Origin of the sequence: Winogradskyella sp. 3972H.M.0a.05 (assembly GCF_040493455.1) — a bacterium.
Taxonomy (GTDB): domain Bacteria; phylum Bacteroidota; class Bacteroidia; order Flavobacteriales; family Flavobacteriaceae; genus Microcosmobacter.
This window is the reverse complement of record NZ_JANFDA010000004.1, coordinates 235,276-252,269: the sequence shown is the minus strand read 5'-3', so window position 1 is coordinate 252,269 and position 16,994 is coordinate 235,276. Positions and strand designations below refer to the sequence as shown.

General features: G+C 34.9%; 18 protein-coding genes and 1 tRNA gene. 10 read left to right on the top strand and 9 right to left on the bottom strand.

Going from position 1 to position 16,994, the window contains the following annotated elements; genetic code table 11:
* The 8 genes from NCE97_RS10240 to NCE97_RS10205 all read right to left on the bottom strand — a co-directional run bounded on the left by NCE97_RS10240 (position 1) and on the right by NCE97_RS10205 (position 7,339).
* Positions 1-813 (bottom strand): purine-nucleoside phosphorylase, encoded by an 813-nt coding sequence (locus NCE97_RS10240; RefSeq protein ID WP_353779039.1) that lies wholly within the window; start codon positions 811-813, stop codon positions 1-3.
* The gene (locus tag NCE97_RS10235; RefSeq protein WP_353779038.1) at positions 806-1,420 is read right to left on the bottom strand and encodes a TIGR04282 family arsenosugar biosynthesis glycosyltransferase; all 615 of its coding nucleotides are present in this window, start codon (positions 1,418-1,420) and stop codon (positions 806-808) included. The genes NCE97_RS10240 and NCE97_RS10235 overlap by 8 nt, the downstream gene beginning before the upstream one ends.
* Before the next feature lie 27 nt (positions 1,421-1,447).
* A complete protein-coding gene (locus NCE97_RS10230) occupies positions 1,448-1,942 on the bottom strand; it encodes a rhodanese-like domain-containing protein (protein ID WP_353779037.1) in 495 nt (164 codons plus the stop codon).
* A 6-nt stretch (positions 1,943-1,948) separates the two neighbouring features.
* Positions 1,949-3,013: an arsenosugar biosynthesis radical SAM (seleno)protein ArsS gene (gene arsS, locus NCE97_RS10225; protein ID WP_353779036.1), complete on the bottom strand. Its 1,065-nt coding sequence runs from the start codon at positions 3,011-3,013 to the stop codon at positions 1,949-1,951.
* Between the two features lie 11 nt (positions 3,014-3,024).
* Positions 3,025-3,360 (bottom strand): arsenosugar biosynthesis-associated peroxidase-like protein, encoded by a 336-nt coding sequence (locus NCE97_RS10220; protein WP_353779035.1) that lies wholly within the window; start codon positions 3,358-3,360, stop codon positions 3,025-3,027.
* Positions 3,361-3,461: 101 nt separating this feature from the next.
* Positions 3,462-5,849 carry a TonB-dependent receptor domain-containing protein gene (locus NCE97_RS10215; protein ID WP_353779034.1) on the bottom strand — a complete coding sequence of 796 codons (2,388 nt, stop codon included), beginning with the start codon at positions 5,847-5,849 and terminating at the stop codon, positions 3,462-3,464.
* Between the two features lie 3 nt (positions 5,850-5,852).
* Positions 5,853-6,776: a FecR family protein gene (locus tag NCE97_RS10210; protein WP_353779032.1), complete on the bottom strand. Its 924-nt coding sequence runs from the start codon at positions 6,774-6,776 to the stop codon at positions 5,853-5,855.
* Positions 6,777-6,829: 53 nt separating this feature from the next.
* A complete protein-coding gene (locus NCE97_RS10205; RefSeq protein ID WP_353779031.1) occupies positions 6,830-7,339 on the bottom strand; it encodes an RNA polymerase sigma factor in 510 nt (169 codons plus the stop codon).
* 91 nt (positions 7,340-7,430) lie between these two features.
* Here NCE97_RS10205 and NCE97_RS10200 point away from each other — a divergent pair, with 91 nt between their 5' ends.
* Genes NCE97_RS10200 through NCE97_RS10185 form a run of 4 tightly spaced genes read left to right on the top strand, consistent with a single transcriptional unit; the run spans position 7,431 to position 11,249 of the window.
* Positions 7,431-8,996: a 7TM domain-containing protein gene (locus NCE97_RS10200; protein ID WP_353779029.1), complete on the top strand. Its 1,566-nt coding sequence runs from the start codon at positions 7,431-7,433 to the stop codon at positions 8,994-8,996.
* Positions 8,997-8,998: 2 nt separating this feature from the next.
* On the top strand, positions 8,999-9,862 hold the full coding sequence (locus NCE97_RS10195; RefSeq protein ID WP_353779027.1) for a sugar-transfer associated ATP-grasp domain-containing protein: 864 nt from the start codon (positions 8,999-9,001) through the stop codon (positions 9,860-9,862).
* A gap of 46 nt (positions 9,863-9,908) precedes the next feature.
* Positions 9,909-10,112 carry a hypothetical protein gene (locus NCE97_RS10190; protein WP_353779026.1) on the top strand — a complete coding sequence of 68 codons (204 nt, stop codon included), beginning with the start codon at positions 9,909-9,911 and terminating at the stop codon, positions 10,110-10,112.
* Positions 10,113-10,115: 3 nt separating this feature from the next.
* Entirely contained in the window at positions 10,116-11,249 is a 1,134-nt protein-coding gene (locus NCE97_RS10185) for a TonB-dependent receptor (RefSeq protein ID WP_353779025.1), read from the top strand.
* A 45-nt stretch (positions 11,250-11,294) separates the two neighbouring features.
* Here NCE97_RS10185 and NCE97_RS10180 read toward each other — a convergent pair.
* Positions 11,295-11,367, bottom strand: a tRNA-Phe gene (locus NCE97_RS10180).
* A gap of 101 nt (positions 11,368-11,468) precedes the next feature.
* On the opposite strand from NCE97_RS10180, the gene NCE97_RS10175 reads away from it, so the two are divergent.
* From NCE97_RS10175 to NCE97_RS10150, 6 genes are read left to right on the top strand one after another with little or no spacing between them, the layout of a single operon-like run.
* Positions 11,469-12,200, top strand: coding sequence for a type III pantothenate kinase (locus tag NCE97_RS10175; RefSeq protein ID WP_353779023.1), 732 nt, complete (start codon positions 11,469-11,471; stop codon positions 12,198-12,200).
* Positions 12,197-13,504: a BamG family beta-barrel-assembly machinery protein gene (gene bamG / locus NCE97_RS10170; RefSeq protein ID WP_353779021.1), complete on the top strand. Its 1,308-nt coding sequence runs from the start codon at positions 12,197-12,199 to the stop codon at positions 13,502-13,504. Before NCE97_RS10175 ends, bamG begins: the two co-directional genes overlap by 4 nt.
* Before the next feature lie 20 nt (positions 13,505-13,524).
* A complete protein-coding gene (locus NCE97_RS10165; RefSeq protein ID WP_353779020.1) occupies positions 13,525-14,868 on the top strand; it encodes a hypothetical protein in 1,344 nt (447 codons plus the stop codon).
* Positions 14,869-15,426: an LPS export ABC transporter periplasmic protein LptC gene (lptC, locus tag NCE97_RS10160; protein ID WP_503066069.1), complete on the top strand. Its 558-nt coding sequence runs from the start codon at positions 14,869-14,871 to the stop codon at positions 15,424-15,426.
* Positions 15,427-15,454: 28 nt separating this feature from the next.
* On the top strand, positions 15,455-15,646 hold the full coding sequence (locus NCE97_RS10155; RefSeq protein ID WP_353779016.1) for a hypothetical protein: 192 nt from the start codon (positions 15,455-15,457) through the stop codon (positions 15,644-15,646).
* Between the two features lie 3 nt (positions 15,647-15,649).
* Positions 15,650-16,939 carry a hemolysin family protein gene (locus NCE97_RS10150; RefSeq protein ID WP_353779015.1) on the top strand — a complete coding sequence of 430 codons (1,290 nt, stop codon included), beginning with the start codon at positions 15,650-15,652 and terminating at the stop codon, positions 16,937-16,939.
* Positions 16,940-16,994 lie beyond the last annotated feature (55 nt).

Below are 16,994 nucleotides of genomic sequence, written 5' to 3'. Positions count from 1 at the left end.
TTATAAGGTCTTAATTAATTCTCTAAATAGTGTTATCATATTAGGCTCTGCTTCAGCAGCGGCAGCCATTATATCTGGAATGCTAACTGGTTCCAGATTATCTGGGTCGCATTCATCTGTCAAAACTGACACAGCAGCGACATTTAATTTTAAATGATTGGCAACAATAATTTCAGGAACAGTACTCATTCCCACAGCATCTGAGCCAATAATCCTCAACATTCTGTATTCTGCCTTGGTTTCTAATTGTGGCCCTACAACACTAGCATAAACACCAGAATGTAGTGTGATGCCTTTGTCTTTTGCAATACTCTTGAATCTCGAATTTACTTCAACATTGTAAGGTTCGCTCATATCTACAAAACGCTCGCCAAGTTCTTCAACGCCTTTAAATGCTAATGGAGAACTACCTTGTAAATTGATATGGTCTTCAATAAGCATTAACTCACCTTTTTTATAATCAAGGTTAATTGCTCCAGCTGCATTCGATACCAAAAGTGTTTTGATACCAAGTTTTTCCATAATTCGAACTGGGTAAGTTACGTCTTGTAAGGTGTAGCCTTCGTATACATGGAAGCGTCCTTGCATGACGACTACTTTTTTACCTTCAAGAGTACCGTAAATGAGTCTCCCTTTATGAAACTCTACAGTTGCTGTAGGGAAATTTGGTATGTGATTATAGCTTACTTCTTTGATGATGTCTAAGTGATCTATCAATTGTCCTAAGCCAGTTCCTAATATAATTCCGATTTCAGGGTTTTCGAACCCTTTTTCCTGTAAGTATTCTACAGTCTCGTTTATATATTTAATCATTCTGTAAGATGAAGTTTTTTAGTGTTTTGTTGTTTTTAATATCGTCGTAAGTATCAACATCATTTAATTCGTCTAACAAAAATACGCTTTCGTTTTTTAAATCATCAATGGTGTCATTAAAAACCGTTTCTGTTCCCCATTGTTTATTTTGAAAGACTTTTGCGTGTAAAGTCTTCATGCCAAGCAAATAGTAGCCACCATCTTCTGCAGGTCCAATGACTACATCATTATTGTCTAAAGCGTTAAAAGCGGATTGAATATGCTTTTCTTCTAAGTCGAAAAGATCACTGCCTACAATGATTACTTTATCATAATTATCGTTGAAAGCATTTTGGAAGGCGTTAAGCATACGCTCACCTAAATCGTTTCCATCTTGTTTGTATTTTAAATACAAATCATCCTGCCACATATCATTGCTTCGAATACTAACTGAATAATAAACAGCTTTATCGGAATCAATGTTTCTAATTACCTTCTCCGTGTGCTCGAGTAAAAAGCGGTAGATGTTTAAAGCCGATTCGTCTCCAATAGTTTTAGCAAGCCTTGTCTTTACTTTACCAAGCTCTGGGTTTCTCGTGAATATTATTATTAGATTATTTTTAGGCATTAGGCATTAGGCATTAGGCATTAGGTGCTAATCAATGACTTTTATTCCTTTCTTCAACCATTGGCTCCAATATTCATTGCAGACATGGACATTTTCTGTTTCTTTTTCCTTGGAATCATAAACCTTAAAATCTTTATTTTTCCATTCTACAATTCCTCCATAAAGGTTATAAATATTAGTATAACCGATACTGTCTAGCTTTTCTGCAATATCTTCTGACCGAACACCCAATGTGCAATACACAATTATTTGCTGATCTTTATTTGGTAGTGAGTTTTTTACTGCTTCTAAATCAAAATTATCGTATCCGACAAAAACAGCGTTCTTAATATGGCTGATGTCAAACTCTCTTTTTTCACGAGCATCCAAGATAATAGTATTGGTGTTTGACTTTGCCAATTCTTCAACAGAAATATAAGGGATACGTTCAGAATTGAACTTCTTTAAGATATCATTAATGGATTCTTGGGAGAAACTCATAAATGAAAGCGCTGTGAATATGTAGAATAAAAGTGTTTTCAAAGAGAATTAAGCTACAGTTCCCTGGCAACTACTTCCTGCTCCAGCAGTACAGCCATAACAGTGTTGAGAGATAACGATATTTCTACCTTCTAGTAGTTCTTCATTGTATTCTGAAATGTGTTTTGCTTTACTATTTACAGGGAGATTCAACATTTGATTGAAATCGCAATCGTATAGATAACCATCCCAGCTCACAGAAAGCGTGTTAGTACACATTACATTGGCCACTGCCGAAGGATTAAAGGCATCAACCAATTGATACATATAATCTTCGTAGTTTTCTGAAGCAATAAGATAATCTAGGAACCTTGAAATTGGTAGATTAGTAATAGCGAATAAATTATGAAACTGAATTCCAAAATCTTCCATCAAAGCCTTTTTGAAATCTTTTTCCATGGACATTTGATCTCCTGGTAGAAACGCTCCTGATGGATTGTAAACCAAGTCGAGTCTTAAATCACTATCTGGCATACCGTAACCCACTGCATTGAGATCCTTTAAGGCCTGTATTGATGCATCAAAAACACCATCGCCACGTTGCTTATCAGTTTTGCCTCTTGTCCAGTGAGGCATTGAAGACACAACATGGACGTTATGTTTCTTAAAGAATTCAGGTAAATCGTAATATTTTTTATTGGCTCTAATAATGGTGAGGTTAGAACGCACAATGAAATCTTTGATTCCAGCCTTGGCAGCTTCTTCAACAAACCATCTAAAATCTGGATTCATTTCTGGAGCACCTCCAGTAAGGTCTAGTGTATGCGCACCTGTTTTTTTGATGACTTCCAAACACTCTTGCATAGTCTCACGTGTCATTATTTCTTTTCGATCTGGACCTGCATCCACATGGCAATGTTCGCAAACCTGATTGCACATGTATCCAACATTAATCTGAAGGATTTCCAGTTTTTGAGCTTTCAACGGAAATTGATTGGTCTCGGCTATCTTATCCTTAAAAGTTGGTAACTCACCATTTTGAAAAATACCATTAGATAGTATTTCTAATTGTCGTTTACTATTGGCGAGTTCGCTTTCGCGTTTGCGTAAAGATTGTGTTTTTAGTTTAGTCATCAGATATAAAATTATCCGTCTAGTTTATTTACTTTATTCATCATTTGAACGCCATGAACTAATGTAGCACCACTTTTTATAGCTGCACCAACATGTATGGCTTCCATCATCTCTTCTTTAGTAACACCACGCTGTAATCCATCTTTTGTATAGGCATCTATACAATAAGGGCATTGTTCGGTATGGGCTACCGCTAATGCAATCAAAGACTTTTCACGTGCAGACAAAGCACCCTCTTCGAAGACTTTGCCATAGTAATCAAAGAACTTGTTGCCCAACTCTTCACTCCATTCCGTAATGTTTCCAAATTTTCTAAGATCTGCTGGGTCGTAATATGATTTTGACATAATTAATTGTTTTGACTTTTGAACGAAAAATCAATATACAATATAATGTCGATTTTAAATGGCAATGTTTACAGAAAAAGTAAAAACTTTACTAAGCGATTTTAAAACCAAACTCTAAGGACAATGTTTGGTGTGAATTTGAGTCCAAAATTAGTTTCTTCTTGAATTTGCAAATCGTTAATAGTAACAGGATCTGGAGCGTTATCAACCTCGTCAATCTGATAAGTTTTGTTAAGCTCGTTTTTTCGATTCAAGATGTTTATAAACGAAAGACCTAGTTGTCCTCTAAGATTGTTGTTTTTAGACATGTCAAAATGATACATTATTGAAGCATCTAAACGATGATAACTTTTTAATCTCGAGTTATTCCTGCTTTCATACTCGATAAAGAAATCGTTGTCATCATCTTCGGCAATACTAAGAGCTCTCGTGAATGGGTTTCCAGAACTGTACTGCCATCCTAGAGAGAGTTCTAGACTATTCCATTTGTATTGATGTATCCACCTAAAACTATGTGTCTTGTCCGATAGGCTTGGGAACTTACCGTCTTGAATTTCTGGAAATTGTTGACGTGTTCTACTTAAGGTGTAACTTACCCAGGTATTGTAGTCGTTAATTTTTTTCTTCACCAAAATGTCTATACCGATAGTTTCACCATCACCCTTAGAGAAGACATCATTATTTGCTGCATTAGCATTATTAAAACCTCTCAGATAAGAAGACAGATTGTCGAGCTTCTTATAATAGCCTTCAACATCGATTCGCCAATTGTTCTTATTCAGAAGAAACCCTAAAGTGAATTGTTTACTGCGAATTACAAAGTTATCCTCATTATCAGCTACCGTCCAGATAGTGTTTTCTAGAGGTAAAGGCGCATCAAACTCAATAAATTGGCTAATTGCTTGGTGTTTTACTTCGGCAGATGCATTTAACTTAAAATGCTTATTGAAGCTGTATGTGGAATTAATTCTTGGTTCGATATAGACCCTTTCTAAGGATGATAAGTAGGTACTTCTTACACCAGAGTTTAGAATAAAATTCTCCCATTTTTTTTCATAGTTTACAAACAAGTTATGAGAATTTAGGGAGTTAGAAGATGCATCTTGAAAGTCTTCTTCAATATCATCTAATTGAGACAATGTATAATCAATCTTAGTGTTATAAAATTGGTAGCCTCCAGAAATATTATCATTATCGGAAAGTTTGTATTGGGTTTCTAATGCAATACCAAAATCTTTAACTTGATTAAAACGTCTATTGCTTTCGGTTAACACAGAATTTTCATTCTCATTAAAAACATAATTAGAATTATAGTCAGAAATATAAGTTTGAAATTGATGCTGCCATTTGTTATTCCACTGGCGTTTCCAATGCAATGAAGCGCCTTGATTTTTGAGATCTAATTGATCTGAAGATACGTTTTCATCTTCTACATCTTCGATAGCATAATCCAAATCGTTTTTGACATACAAGGCACTGACAGAGATATCATCTTTATCACTTGGTTTCCAGAGTACTTTCAAATTGCTGTCTAAATAAGTGACTTCATTATTAAGTTCTCTAAACTGCTCGTCTCCTTGAACAAGATTAGTGTTTGTGGAAATTCGTGTACTTTGAAACACACGATCAAAATAGTTGTCTGCTGTAAAGGTTGATATCCAATCGTTGTAAGAGCGTCTTGCAGATACAATTACTGCTAACTTTTCTTGTTCTATTGGGAGTTCTAAAAGCGCATCAGCATGAGTCATAGTAAATCCAAATCCACCTTTAATATTTTCAGGAATATCGTTTTTGGATTGAATATCTACAATCCCGGAAACACGATCGCCAAATCGACTTTGAGTAGCACTTCTATAGACATCTATGCTATTGGTTACATATGGATTGAATGCGGAAAACATTCCGAAATAGTGACCTGTATGATACATCTTAATACCATCCCAGAGTACTAGATTCTGATCAGCGCTTCCACCTCTAATCTGTAAATCTGTTGCAGACTCGTTACTGCTGATAATTCCTGGAAGAAGTTGAACCGTTTGCATTACATCTGGTTCCACCATTCCAGGAAGCGTATTGAGTTTGTCGGTTTTAACATTAATAGCTCCGCTAGATTCCCTGTCAATACCTTGGGCAATATAGGCGCTGATAAATACATTGTCTAGAGCGATTAAGCTCAGTTCATCATCTGGGAAAGCATTTTCTTTAGTTTTGTATATGATATAGCTATTGGCTCTTACAGCTTCAAAAGTAAAAGGAGTTTCAGCATTAAGCTTGTCTATAATTTCATCTAAAGTAAAGTCACCAACTATAGTAACATAACTATCTTTCACAACTTCATTGCTATAAGAAAAGGTAACGTTAAAGTTGGTTTCAATGACCTTTAGAACCAATGTCAAAGGCTTGTTTTCCATGGTGTACTGAAAACTTTTCTGAGCAAAGGTTAAGGCGAAAGACAGACTTGTGAATAAAATCAATAAGTAACGCTTCATAGATTAATTTGAAGACAATTTTATGGTTTTAGAATCTATAACATCATAAGAAATGTTGAAAGGAACAAAAACGGTTTTTAAAGCAATGTCCAAACTATCATTCTTGAAACTCCCAGTAAACAATTGTTCTGGTCTTATAGAATCGTCATAAGTGAATTTGACATCAAACTGACGTTCTAGTGCTTTTATTACTGCTTCTAAACTTGAATCCCTAAATGAACTTAAGCCACTGATCCAAGTTGGTTGCGCTTCTTGGGAAATCCATTCTTCAGTTTGGTTGTTACTCAGTCTGAAGTTTTTGTTTTGAGTTAAAATCACCTGTTTTAGAGTAGTCGTTACCTGAACTTTACCTTCATAACAATTGACTTCAAAATTTTGATCATGTGTCTGAACATTAAATTCTGTTCCTAGCACAGAGACAGAACCTTGGTCGGTTTTTACTGTAAATTTATCGCCTTTAGTGACTTTAAAATAAGCTTCCCCATCTAGAGAAACATTACGATTCCCAAAAGGATTCCAACGTTTGTAACTTAGAGTAGAGCCAGAATTTAGTTGTACTGTAGTTCCATCTGCTAAAGCATAGGTATCTTGCTCCCCAAAAGAAGTAGTGTGCTCAATGTTATTGAAGAATAACGCGTATGCAGTGATGAAAAGCACGATAGATGCTGCAATACCACTTGTCCAATATAATGGTCTTAGTTTAATTACTTTTGGCGTACTCTTATTAGAAGATCGTGCACTATCTATTTGAGATTTTACTTTGTTCTTATCAAACTTTGGAATCGAAAACTGCTGCGAGCGTTCTGCAATAGCATTGAATGCTTTAAAGTCTTCAGACGCTTCGAAGGCTTCTTGTTCTTCAGGCGATAGTTCGCCAGAGAGCCAACGTGCTAAAAAAGTATCATCGTTATGTATTTTTTTATTCATACGCCTGTTATTTGACCTTATAACTGTCTAAACTCGGTTTACCCTACCTCGTGCTAAATATTTCCAATTTTTTCCCTGAGTTGAACCAGTGCTTTATGCATTCGTTTTTCTACAGCTTTTTGAGAAATGTTGAGCGTTTCAGCAATGGTTTTGTAAGTTAAGCCATCGATTCTATTCATTAAAAACACTTCGCGCTGGGCTTCAGTGAGTTCAGAAATCGCAGCTTCTAGCTTATGCATAAACTGCTTTTCTTCCATTAAAAACTCTGGATTCTCGTTAGTTTTAGAAGTACTTGTTGCTTGCCTTTGATAATTGAGTCTTACTTTTTGATGCTGAACATGATTTAGAAACAAGTTATTGGCTACCGTAAAAAGATAAGCCTTGCTTTTTTCGAAAATAACCTTAGCACAATTATTCCATAATCGTATAAAAGCTTCTTGAACAATATCTTCTGCTTTAGCTGTATCGCCACATTTATAATACGCAAAATTGTATAAGTATTGCGAATGTTCTTCGTAAACAGCATTATAAACATGCTCTTCGCAAACAGATGATTCTTTCAAAGGTGATTCTTTTGAAACAAAGATAATTTTTTTTCAAAGGGGTAGGGTAAAAAAGCAGATGACGGTTTTAAGGTCAAAAATGAATCTAACCATGATCTCAAAAAAAATGTATACACTAACGGTTTGGGTTTTTATTATCCTTCCGCTTTCTGTTTTTATCTATAAAGGCGTAAAACTTTATGGGTCTTATGATAAATTTCTTCCACAAAAGATCTATGAAGTCACGTATCAGTTTTATATCAATCCCAAAGACAATAAACCACTATCCTTAAAAACCTTTATACCGAAAAGCAATCAGCGTCAGAAGATTTCTGAAGTTCATGTACAGTCCGATTATTTTGATTTTGAAGAGGAGCATGCTGAAAACTCAAGAGCTATCTGGCGTTCAGTGACCTCTGATAAATTTAGCACTATAGCTTATAAGTTTCTGTATAAAGGAAAAGCCATAAAGTATGAATTGGATGAGTCTCTTTTGTTATCGGGTTATAGTTCTAATAGCGATTATATAGCATCGGAACACTTAATTGAAAGCGACCATCTAGAGATTGAAACTTTGGCAAAACGTTTGATTCAGGATAAACCAAACTTAAAATCGACGTTAAAAGCTCTATTTGATTACTGCTATGCAATACCAAAAATATCTGTAAGTAAATCTACAGGAGCGTTAGCAACTTTAAAGTCAAATAAAGCGTCGTGTAATGGAAAGTCGAGACTTTTTGTTGCATTAGCTAGGAGTTTAGGAATTTCTGCGCGAACTAAAGGAGGGCTTATTTTGGAAAATGCTAATAAGAAAACTTCACACCTTTGGGCAGAGATTTTAGTGGGTGATCAATGGATTCCTTTTGATACACTCAATGGGCACTTTGCATTTTTACCAGCTAATTTCTTGGAAATTTATAATGGAGATGAGGTATTATTGACTAGAAGTGCTAATTCCGACTTCAATTACAATTATGCCATAGAAGAGAAAACAACCAACACTTATATCAATGCCTTTTATAGTGCCGAATTTTCTAAAAAAGTATCTCCAATTTGGATGCTGATAGAGGAAAAAATTATCTCTTATGATATTTTAAAGATGCTTTTACTGTTTCCTATTTGTGGGCTTATAATTGCTGTGTTCAGAAATGTTTTAGGAATTAAAACTTTTGGAACATTTTTATCTATTCTTATTGCGTTTTCATTAGCCTCAACAGATTTTTATATAGGAATCTTGTTGTTTGTAGCTACTATAGGCGTCATTGGGTTGCTATCTTATGTGTTAGATCTTTGGGGGATTTTATACACACCCAAACTTACCATCATTTTAACCTTTACCATATTATGGATTTTATTTAGCACACTAATTGGCGCCTATTTTAAGATAGAAGCGTTAACCCAATTCACTTTGTTTCCAATTATTGTTTTAGCCTTGGTATCACAGCAATTTACACGCTCTGTGGTGGAGGAGGGTTATCTGGATTCATTCAAGATATTATTCCAAACGTTATTAGCTACTACACTTTGTTATGTGATTATAGTATCCAAAGCAGTGGAGTCTTTTTTTATTGTCTTTCCAGAAATGGTTTTTGTTGTATTGGCTATAACCTTATTGCTTGGTAAGTGGATCGGATTGCGATTGTCTGAATACAAAAGATTTCAATTCTTAATTAGTTGAGTATGTGGTTTAAAAAGAAACGAATTCAGGAAGTTTTAGGGATTAATGAACGCAATGCGTCTTTTATTTATCCTAATAATCCGAGAAAGCATTATAAGCTTGCTGATGACAAAGTGATGTCAAAAACTATTCTACATGAATACAATATACCCTGTGCAAAAACCTATGCAGTTATAGAGCGGATAGGTGATATTGTGTCCGTATGGAAAACTCTAGATGCTTATGATACTTTGGCCATAAAACCCTCAAAGGGTTTTGGAGGTGGCGGAATAAAGATTTTAAGGAAAGATGGAGAAGGACGTTGGGTTTCGGGAGGTAAAGTAATTGAAGATGAACAGGTTTATCATCACATGGCAAATATCATTATGGGTATTTATTCACTTGGCGGAAAAGATAGAGTACTTATAGAGGAATGTATTGAGCCACATCCATTTTTCCATGAGATTTACCCATCTGGAGTACCAGATTTTAGAGTGATTCTACTCAATCAAAAGCCTTTGATGTCTATGCTTAGAGTGCCTACTAAGAAGTCTAATGGAAAGGCAAATCTACATCAAGGAGGAATCGGAATTGGAATTGACATGAAGAATGGTGTCTTAACTCAAGGTTATGATGGCAGTCACTATATGGACTTACATCCAGACAGTCAATCTCTAATTGCAGGAAAGGCAATTCCATTTTGGGAAGAAATTTTAAAAATCTCAATTGAAACATCCAAACACTTCCCATTGAATTATTTGGGTGTAGATATTGTTTTAGATGCAAAAAAAGGACCTATGATTATGGAAGTGAATGTACGTCCAGGTCTTGGAATTCAACTAGTAAATAAAACAGGATTAAAAAAAACACTACAGCAGGTAGGGTAAAATAAGAGTAAACAACTTAAAGAGTAAAATCATAAAACACCAAATCATGACATTTAAAAAATCCCCAATACCATATTTAGCCTTATTAGTAATTGTGCTAGGCTTATCGATTAGTTCTCATAACATAATGGATGAAAAAATTAATAGTCCAATTGTAGTAACAGTAGATGTACAACAATCATCATCTGAAGTTGTGGTTTCGATTGATGAAAAAAATAGTTCAGTAATCGCTTATACCAAAAATGACTAATCTATGAATACAAAACAGCTCCTTTTTACTTTGATTGGCCTATCTGCATTTAAGATCAATGCTCAGAACTGGAAAGGTTCATTAGAAACACAATCTGGATATGAGTTTAATATTCTGAAGAATCCAAAAACTTTAGAAATAGAAGATGAACTAATGAACAGAGACGATCTGTGGCAAAATAGTTTTTATCAAGATGTTAATGGATATGTAAGCTACACTTACAAGGCTTCTAAAAACAAATTACGTTGGAATGCGTCAACAAGAAATCGATTATATTTTGAGCAACAGGATTTTAATCGATATAAGTTCACGACAGCACTAAACTATCAATTTAAGTCGAGCGAGGTTGGGCATACGAGATGGGAAACAGATTTAGAGTTTCAGATTAAGGAGCAAAATATTATTAATAATGATGAAGCATTTTTGAGAACTCCGTTTAGTTATAAACGCTATACCCTCACAACGGGGTTGCACTTTAGACCCATAAAACAAAATAGAACTTATCTAGAAGTTGGTTTTATTCATAAAGATTACGATCCAACAGAAACCAGAGATTTTCAGTACAATGCATTAACTGCAATGCTAGAAACAAAAAATGTGTTTTGGAGTAATCATAAGTTGCATAAGTATGGAGTAATACTAAACTATCAAAATCGTATCTATGATGAGCGTTCACTGACTGGAGCTAATATCACTAATCGCAAGTGGCAGTATATTTCCGGAACAGCATTTTATGAATTTCCAATAACAAAACAATGGTCTGTAGAGCCAGAGTTTAGTATTATGAAGCGAAATGATAATACTACTCAAGGTAATGCAAGTTATTTCCAATGGTCACCCACACTCAGTACTTCATATAAAACAGGAGATTGGAAATTAAAGGCTAGAGTAGGTTATCGTAATAGAGTCTACAACGATTTGCAGGCCAATACCAATGAAGGACTATTAACAGAAAATATTCAATATGATTATTTCACGGCTTATGTTGACTTGGAAAGGCGTCTAAATAAGAATCTTTTTCTAACACTTACTGCTTCGAGCATTAATCGAGATTCTAACCAAACAGCAGTAACATCGACTGCATTCAGAAGTTATGAAAACCACTATATAGGTCTAGGATTAAAGTGGGGATTTTAAGACTATATACCAAAAAACCCAGACAAATTTGTCTGGGTTTTAAAGTGGTACCTCCAGGAATCGAACCAGGGACACACGGATTTTCAGTCCGTTGCTCTACCAACTGAGCTAAGGTACCAGTTGCATAAATGCGGATGCAAATATATGCGCATTTTTATTATTGGCAAAAATAAAAATATAAAAAATCGCTTTCGTAAATTTACAGCTTTCAAAAGACATATGAATCTCATCATTGATGTTGGAAATACCTATGTGAAATTTGCTGTTTTTAAAGATGGTCAATTAGTAGATAAGATCACTTCAAAAACAAGGCGATTTATTTCAGGATTAAGAACTACACTCAAAAAATTTGATGAGTTTGAAAGGGCCATCATTTCATCCGTCGGGAAATTACCCAAAGCAAAAGTCGATACATTACAACGGGAGCTGAATGTTTTAATTCTTGATAATAACACTAAAGTCCCTTTCAAAAATAATTACGCAACACCAAAGACATTAGGTGTAGACCGTATCGCTTTGGTAAGTGCCTCTGTACAACAGTTCCCTAATACCAATGCGCTTATTATAGATGCAGGCACATGCATTACATATGATTTTATTAATAGTAAAAATGAATATCAAGGAGGTGCAATTTCGCCTGGAATTAGGCTGCGATATAGAGCATTAAATAATTTAACTGCAAATCTTCCGTTATTGGAAACAGAGCAACCCAAAAATCTCATAGGAGACTCAACGGCTAACTCAATACACTCTGGTGTGGTCTATGGGATTGTTAATGAAATTGATGGGATTGTTAAAGAATATTCCCAAAAACACAAGGATTTAACAGTTATTTTAACAGGCGGAGATGCCGAATTCTTGTCTAACCAATTAAAAAGTGGCATATTTGCCAACTCGAATTTTCTTTTGGAAGGTTTGAACTTTATTTTAGAATATAACTTAGACGAATGATCAAAAAACTTATTGTAGTTTTTATATGTGTTTTTGCGCTCAATATCAATGCGCAAGAAGGTACAGCTTCTCCTTATTCTTTTTATGGTATTGGTTCCTTGAAGTTTAGAGGAACAGTTGAAAACAGAAGCATGGGAGGTTTAAGCGTTTATGCCGATAGTATTCACCTTAACTTAAGAAACCCAGCGTATTATACAGGGAAAAATATTAAGCTTTTTGATAATGAAAGTCGTCCAGTGAAATTTGCTGTCGGAGCTAGTTATAGTGATCTTAATCTTGAAGCCGCTTCAGGAAGTGAGAAAGCTAATGCAACAACATTCGATTATTTAGCACTAAATGTTCCAATGGGTAAATTTGGACTAGGCTTTGGATTGTTGCCCTATACTTCTGTAGGATATAAGTTAGAATCGCTTAACGATGCTGGTGATGCAGAGAATAGATATCGTGGCGAAGGAGGTCTCAACAAAGCCTTTGTGGGGCTTGGATACCAGATTACTGAAAACCTAAGGATAGGAGCAGATGTGAGCTATAATTTTGGTAACGTTCAGAATACAGTAATCGAGTTTGTTTATGATGACCAAGGAGAATTAACCCAGTTTCAAACTAGGGAAGACAACCGATCAGACTTAAGTGGACTGAATGTCAATTTCGGTATCGCATATACAGATATGCTTACCGAGAAGTTAGAATTAATGGCATCAGCTACATATACGCCAGAAAGTAACCTAACTTCGAATAATACCAGGTCATTTTCAACAATAGTTATCAATGATATTACAGGACAGGAGTTTGTGTTTAACACTATTGACGCAGATTTAGTTGCAAACGGATTAAATAAAACAGACCTAACGTTACCTTCAAGATTATCAGTTGGAGCGGGAATTGGTCAGCCTAGAAAGTGGTTTGCAGGAGCTGAATATACCTATCAAAACACATCGAAGTTTGCAAATCCAATCTTTAATATTGCAAACTCAACGTTTGAGAATGCGTCTTCTGTAGCCTTTGGCGGATTTTACATTCCAGATTATAATTCATTTTCAAGTTACTTTAAAAGAGTGGTTTACAGAGCAGGATTCCGTTTTGAAGGGACTGGTCTAAATATTAATAATGAGTCCATAAATGAGTTTGGCATATCTTTTGGAGTTGGATTACCAGTTGGAAGATTATTCTCAAATGCAAATGTTGGTGTTGAGTTTGGACAGCGCGGAACTACTAACCAAAATTTAATACAAGAGAATTTCTTTAACCTTAATATAAGTTTATCTTTGAATGATAGATGGTTTATGAAACGAAAATTTAACTAACGATAATAATAATTAAGAAGATGAAAACGAGAATTACTGTATTATTAGCCGCCCTTCTTATAACCTTTAATATAGGTTTTGCACAACAGGATGAAGAATGTATGACGAACCTTACTCTGTTCTCTGATGCTGCAAAAAAAGGAAAGAAAGATCCTAAAGGATATGATGAAGCTTATGAGCCATGGATGGCAGTAAGAAAGAAATGCCCTAAATTCAACAGAGCCATATATCAATATGGTGAGAAGATATTAAACCACAAAATTAAAAATGCTTCTGGTTCAGAGAAGGTAGCTTACATCAATGATCTTGTGAAGCTACTGGGAGAAGGAAATCAGTACTTTACTAAGTACTACAAAAAAGGAGACGTTTTAAGTGAGATTGCTCAGATTAAGTATAAGTACAAGAAAGACTTAGGATTAAGTGACCAAAACTTGTACGATGAGTTTGATAGCGCATTCAAAACAGACAAAGCTAACTTCAAGCACCCGCAGAGATTGTATACTTACTTTTCTTTAGTGGTAGATCTTTTTGACGCTGGAAAACAACCTGCTCAGGCAATGTTCGATAAGTACGATGATGTTAATGAGAAGGTAGAAGAAGAAGTAAAAAAGAATTCTGATGGATTAAACAAGTTAATGCAAAAGGAAGAAGCTGGAACAGCATTAACTAAGAAAGAGAATGGATACAAGAAGCAATACTCAAGCTACCTAGAAAACTATGCTAAGATTTCTGGAAGTATGGATCAAAAGCTTGGAGACAGAGCTAACTGTGAAGTTTTAATTCCACTATACGACAAGAATTTTGAAAGCAATAAGAATGATAACGTTTGGTTACAACGTGCAATGAACAGAATGTATGCTAAAGGATGTAAAGAAGATCCTTTATTTGTAAAGTTGGTGGAGCAAAAGCACAGCTTAGAGCCTAATGCTAGTACATCATTCTATCTATACTTACTTACTGGAGAGCAAAAGTATTTTGATGAAACAGTACGTTTAGAAACAGATCCTTTCAAAAAAGCAAAACTTTACAAAAAGATTGCTAGAGAGTACAAGGATAAGGGTAGCTATGGCAAAGCTAGACAATATTACACGGAAGCTTTAAAGCTTAACCCGTCTGATAAAAAACCTCACATCTCTATTGCAGCTATGTATGCTAAAAGTGCTAACAGATGTGGAGATACAAACTTTAACAAGAGAGCAGTATTCTGGTTAGCAGCTAATGAGCTTAAAAAAGCAGGCGTAAAAGCTGGTAACTATGAAGCTAAAGCACCTTCTAGAGCAGATATCTTCAATGAAGATATGGCTGGTAAAACAATCAAAATTGGATGCTGGATCGGAAGATCGGTAAAAGTACCAAGCCTATAAATGAGATTGAAAACAAAACACATATTACAAAACTTAGCCATGGTATTCACTATGGCTTTGTTTTTTCAGTGTAAAAATAACTTCAAAGAAGTTCAGCAAATAGGTGTTTTGCAAAATGAACCCGTCGGAATTGCTGATCATATCAACTTGAAGTATACAGATTCTGGTAAAATCACGGCGAACCTAATAAGCCCAAAAATGCTCGACTATTCCAACATGGATTTTGGGTATTTCGAATTTCCTGAAGGTATTCGTCTCATCCTATTTGATAAAGACCAAAATCAAACTGTAGTCACGTCTGATTATGCAGTTAACTATATTGAAAAGAACCTTATTGACCTAAGGGGAAATGTCGTTTTGGCAACATACAATAAAGACACACTATTTACAGAGCAGTTGTATTATAACGAAAAATTGGAGTGGATTTTTACAGATAAGCCTTTCCGTATGCGCTCTACTACACAAAATACATTAGGACTTCACTTAGACTCGGATATCGATTTCAAGGACATCCAAATACTTGGAATGAATGATAGTGATTTTCAAATAGAGAATTAGCTATCTTTGTACCATCAAAAAATAATCAATGAAACTTTTAAAGTTTTTTCAATTTGCATATATATTTTTCGCAGCATTGTTTTTATGGGATGCTATAGAGCATTGGAGCGAGAATAGAAGTCGATCATACATGTCATTGTTATTTACAGCATTGGCAATATTTATGTTCTTTTTCAGAAGAAAATTCAGAAGAAAATTTGAAGATAGGCGAAAGCCTTAAGCCATGGATTATAGTATACTTATCATAATCCTTTCTTTATTGCTATCTGCATTCTTTTCAGGAATGGAAATTGCCTATGTGTCTTCCAACAAGATTCACATTGAGATTGAAAAAATGCAAGATGGCTTTCTTGCGAAAATCCTTCAAAAACTAACGGCCAAACCTTCAAAATTTATTACCACTATGCTTATTGGTAATAATATAGCTCTGGTGGTTTATGGCTTTGTGATGGGTGATGTTCTGGTGAATTGGTTTCAAAGTATGTTGCCGACATCGTATCAATTTATTGATTACCTACTTACGGATTTAAGGTTGTTTTCTCAGACACTAATATCTACAATGGTAATCCTACTTACTGCTGAGTTTTTGCCAAAAGTATTCTTTCAAATTTACGCCAATACACTACTTAAATTATTTGCACTTCCAGCGTATGTATTTTATGTATTGTTCTACCTCATTTCTGATTTTGTCATTTGGATTTCGGATGCTGTATTGAAACAATTTTTTAAGACAGAAGGCGATAAGGTAGAGCTAGCGTTTTCCAAAGTAGAACTAGGGAATTATATCAGTGAGCAAATGGAATCTGTTGAAGAACAAGATGAGGTAGATAATGAAATCCAGATTTTCCAAAATGCCCTTGAGTTTTCGGATGTGAAGTCCAGAGAGGTTATGGTGCCTAGAACAGAAATCATTGCGATTGATATTTTTGAATCTATTGAAAATCTTAGCCAGATGTTTATCGAAACAGGCTGTTCAAAAATATTGGTGTACAAAAACTCAATTGATGATATCTTAGGATATGTACATGCTTTCGAATTATTTAAAAAACCGAGAAGTATCAGGTCTATTTTATTACCAGTAGAGTTTGTGCCGGAAACCATGTATGTAAAGGATGTAATGAATATCCTTACCAAGAAACGTCGTAGTATAGCTGTGGTTATAGACGAATATGGAGGGACTTCTGGTATTATGACTGTTGAAGATATTATAGAAGAACTTTTTGGTGAAATTGAAGATGAACACGATTCGGTAGAGCTTATAGACCAACAAATAGAAGAAAACGTGTACATGCTTTCGGCTAGGTTAGAAGTAGACTACATTAATGAAACATACAAACTTAAGCTTCCAGAAAGTGAGCAATATGAAACTTTGGGCGGACTTATAGTGAATGTAACCGAAGAGATTCCGCAAAAAGATGATGTTGTTACCATAGAACAATTTCAATTTAGAATCGTTGAGGTTTCGTCAACAAAAATCGATGTTGTAAGACTAGAATTACTTTCCCTCGAATAAAACGTTAATAGGAGGTCAAAAACCGTTATTCTGCTTTTTTAATTAGCTGGAAAAT

Excerpts from the sequence above, each read along its gene's own strand:
- NCE97_RS10240 (WP_353779039.1), bottom strand. The coding sequence starts at position 813 with ATGATTAAATATATAAACGAGACTGTAGAATACTTACAGGAAAAAGGG.
- NCE97_RS10235 (WP_353779038.1), bottom strand. The coding sequence starts at position 1,420 with ATGCCTAAAAATAATCTAATAATAATATTCACGAGAAACCCAGAGCTT.
- arsS (WP_353779036.1), bottom strand. The coding sequence starts at position 3,013 with ATGACTAAACTAAAAACACAATCTTTACGCAAACGCGAAAGCGAACTC.
- NCE97_RS10220 (WP_353779035.1), bottom strand. The coding sequence starts at position 3,360 with ATGTCAAAATCATATTACGACCCAGCAGATCTTAGAAAATTTGGAAAC.
- NCE97_RS10215 (WP_353779034.1), bottom strand. The coding sequence starts at position 5,849 with ATGAAGCGTTACTTATTGATTTTATTCACAAGTCTGTCTTTCGCCTTA.
- NCE97_RS10210 (WP_353779032.1), bottom strand. The coding sequence starts at position 6,776 with ATGAATAAAAAAATACATAACGATGATACTTTTTTAGCACGTTGGCTC.
- NCE97_RS10200 (WP_353779029.1), top strand. The coding sequence starts at position 7,431 with ATGATCTCAAAAAAAATGTATACACTAACGGTTTGGGTTTTTATTATC.
- NCE97_RS10195 (WP_353779027.1), top strand. The coding sequence starts at position 8,999 with ATGTGGTTTAAAAAGAAACGAATTCAGGAAGTTTTAGGGATTAATGAA.
- NCE97_RS10190 (WP_353779026.1), top strand. The coding sequence starts at position 9,909 with ATGACATTTAAAAAATCCCCAATACCATATTTAGCCTTATTAGTAATT.
- NCE97_RS10185 (WP_353779025.1), top strand. The coding sequence starts at position 10,116 with ATGAATACAAAACAGCTCCTTTTTACTTTGATTGGCCTATCTGCATTT.
- NCE97_RS10175 (WP_353779023.1), top strand. The coding sequence starts at position 11,469 with ATGAATCTCATCATTGATGTTGGAAATACCTATGTGAAATTTGCTGTT.
- bamG (WP_353779021.1), top strand. The coding sequence starts at position 12,197 with ATGATCAAAAAACTTATTGTAGTTTTTATATGTGTTTTTGCGCTCAAT.
- NCE97_RS10165 (WP_353779020.1), top strand. The coding sequence starts at position 13,525 with ATGAAAACGAGAATTACTGTATTATTAGCCGCCCTTCTTATAACCTTT.
- lptC (WP_503066069.1), top strand. The coding sequence starts at position 14,869 with ATGAGATTGAAAACAAAACACATATTACAAAACTTAGCCATGGTATTC.
- NCE97_RS10155 (WP_353779016.1), top strand. The coding sequence starts at position 15,455 with ATGAAACTTTTAAAGTTTTTTCAATTTGCATATATATTTTTCGCAGCA.
- NCE97_RS10150 (WP_353779015.1), top strand. The coding sequence starts at position 15,650 with ATGGATTATAGTATACTTATCATAATCCTTTCTTTATTGCTATCTGCA.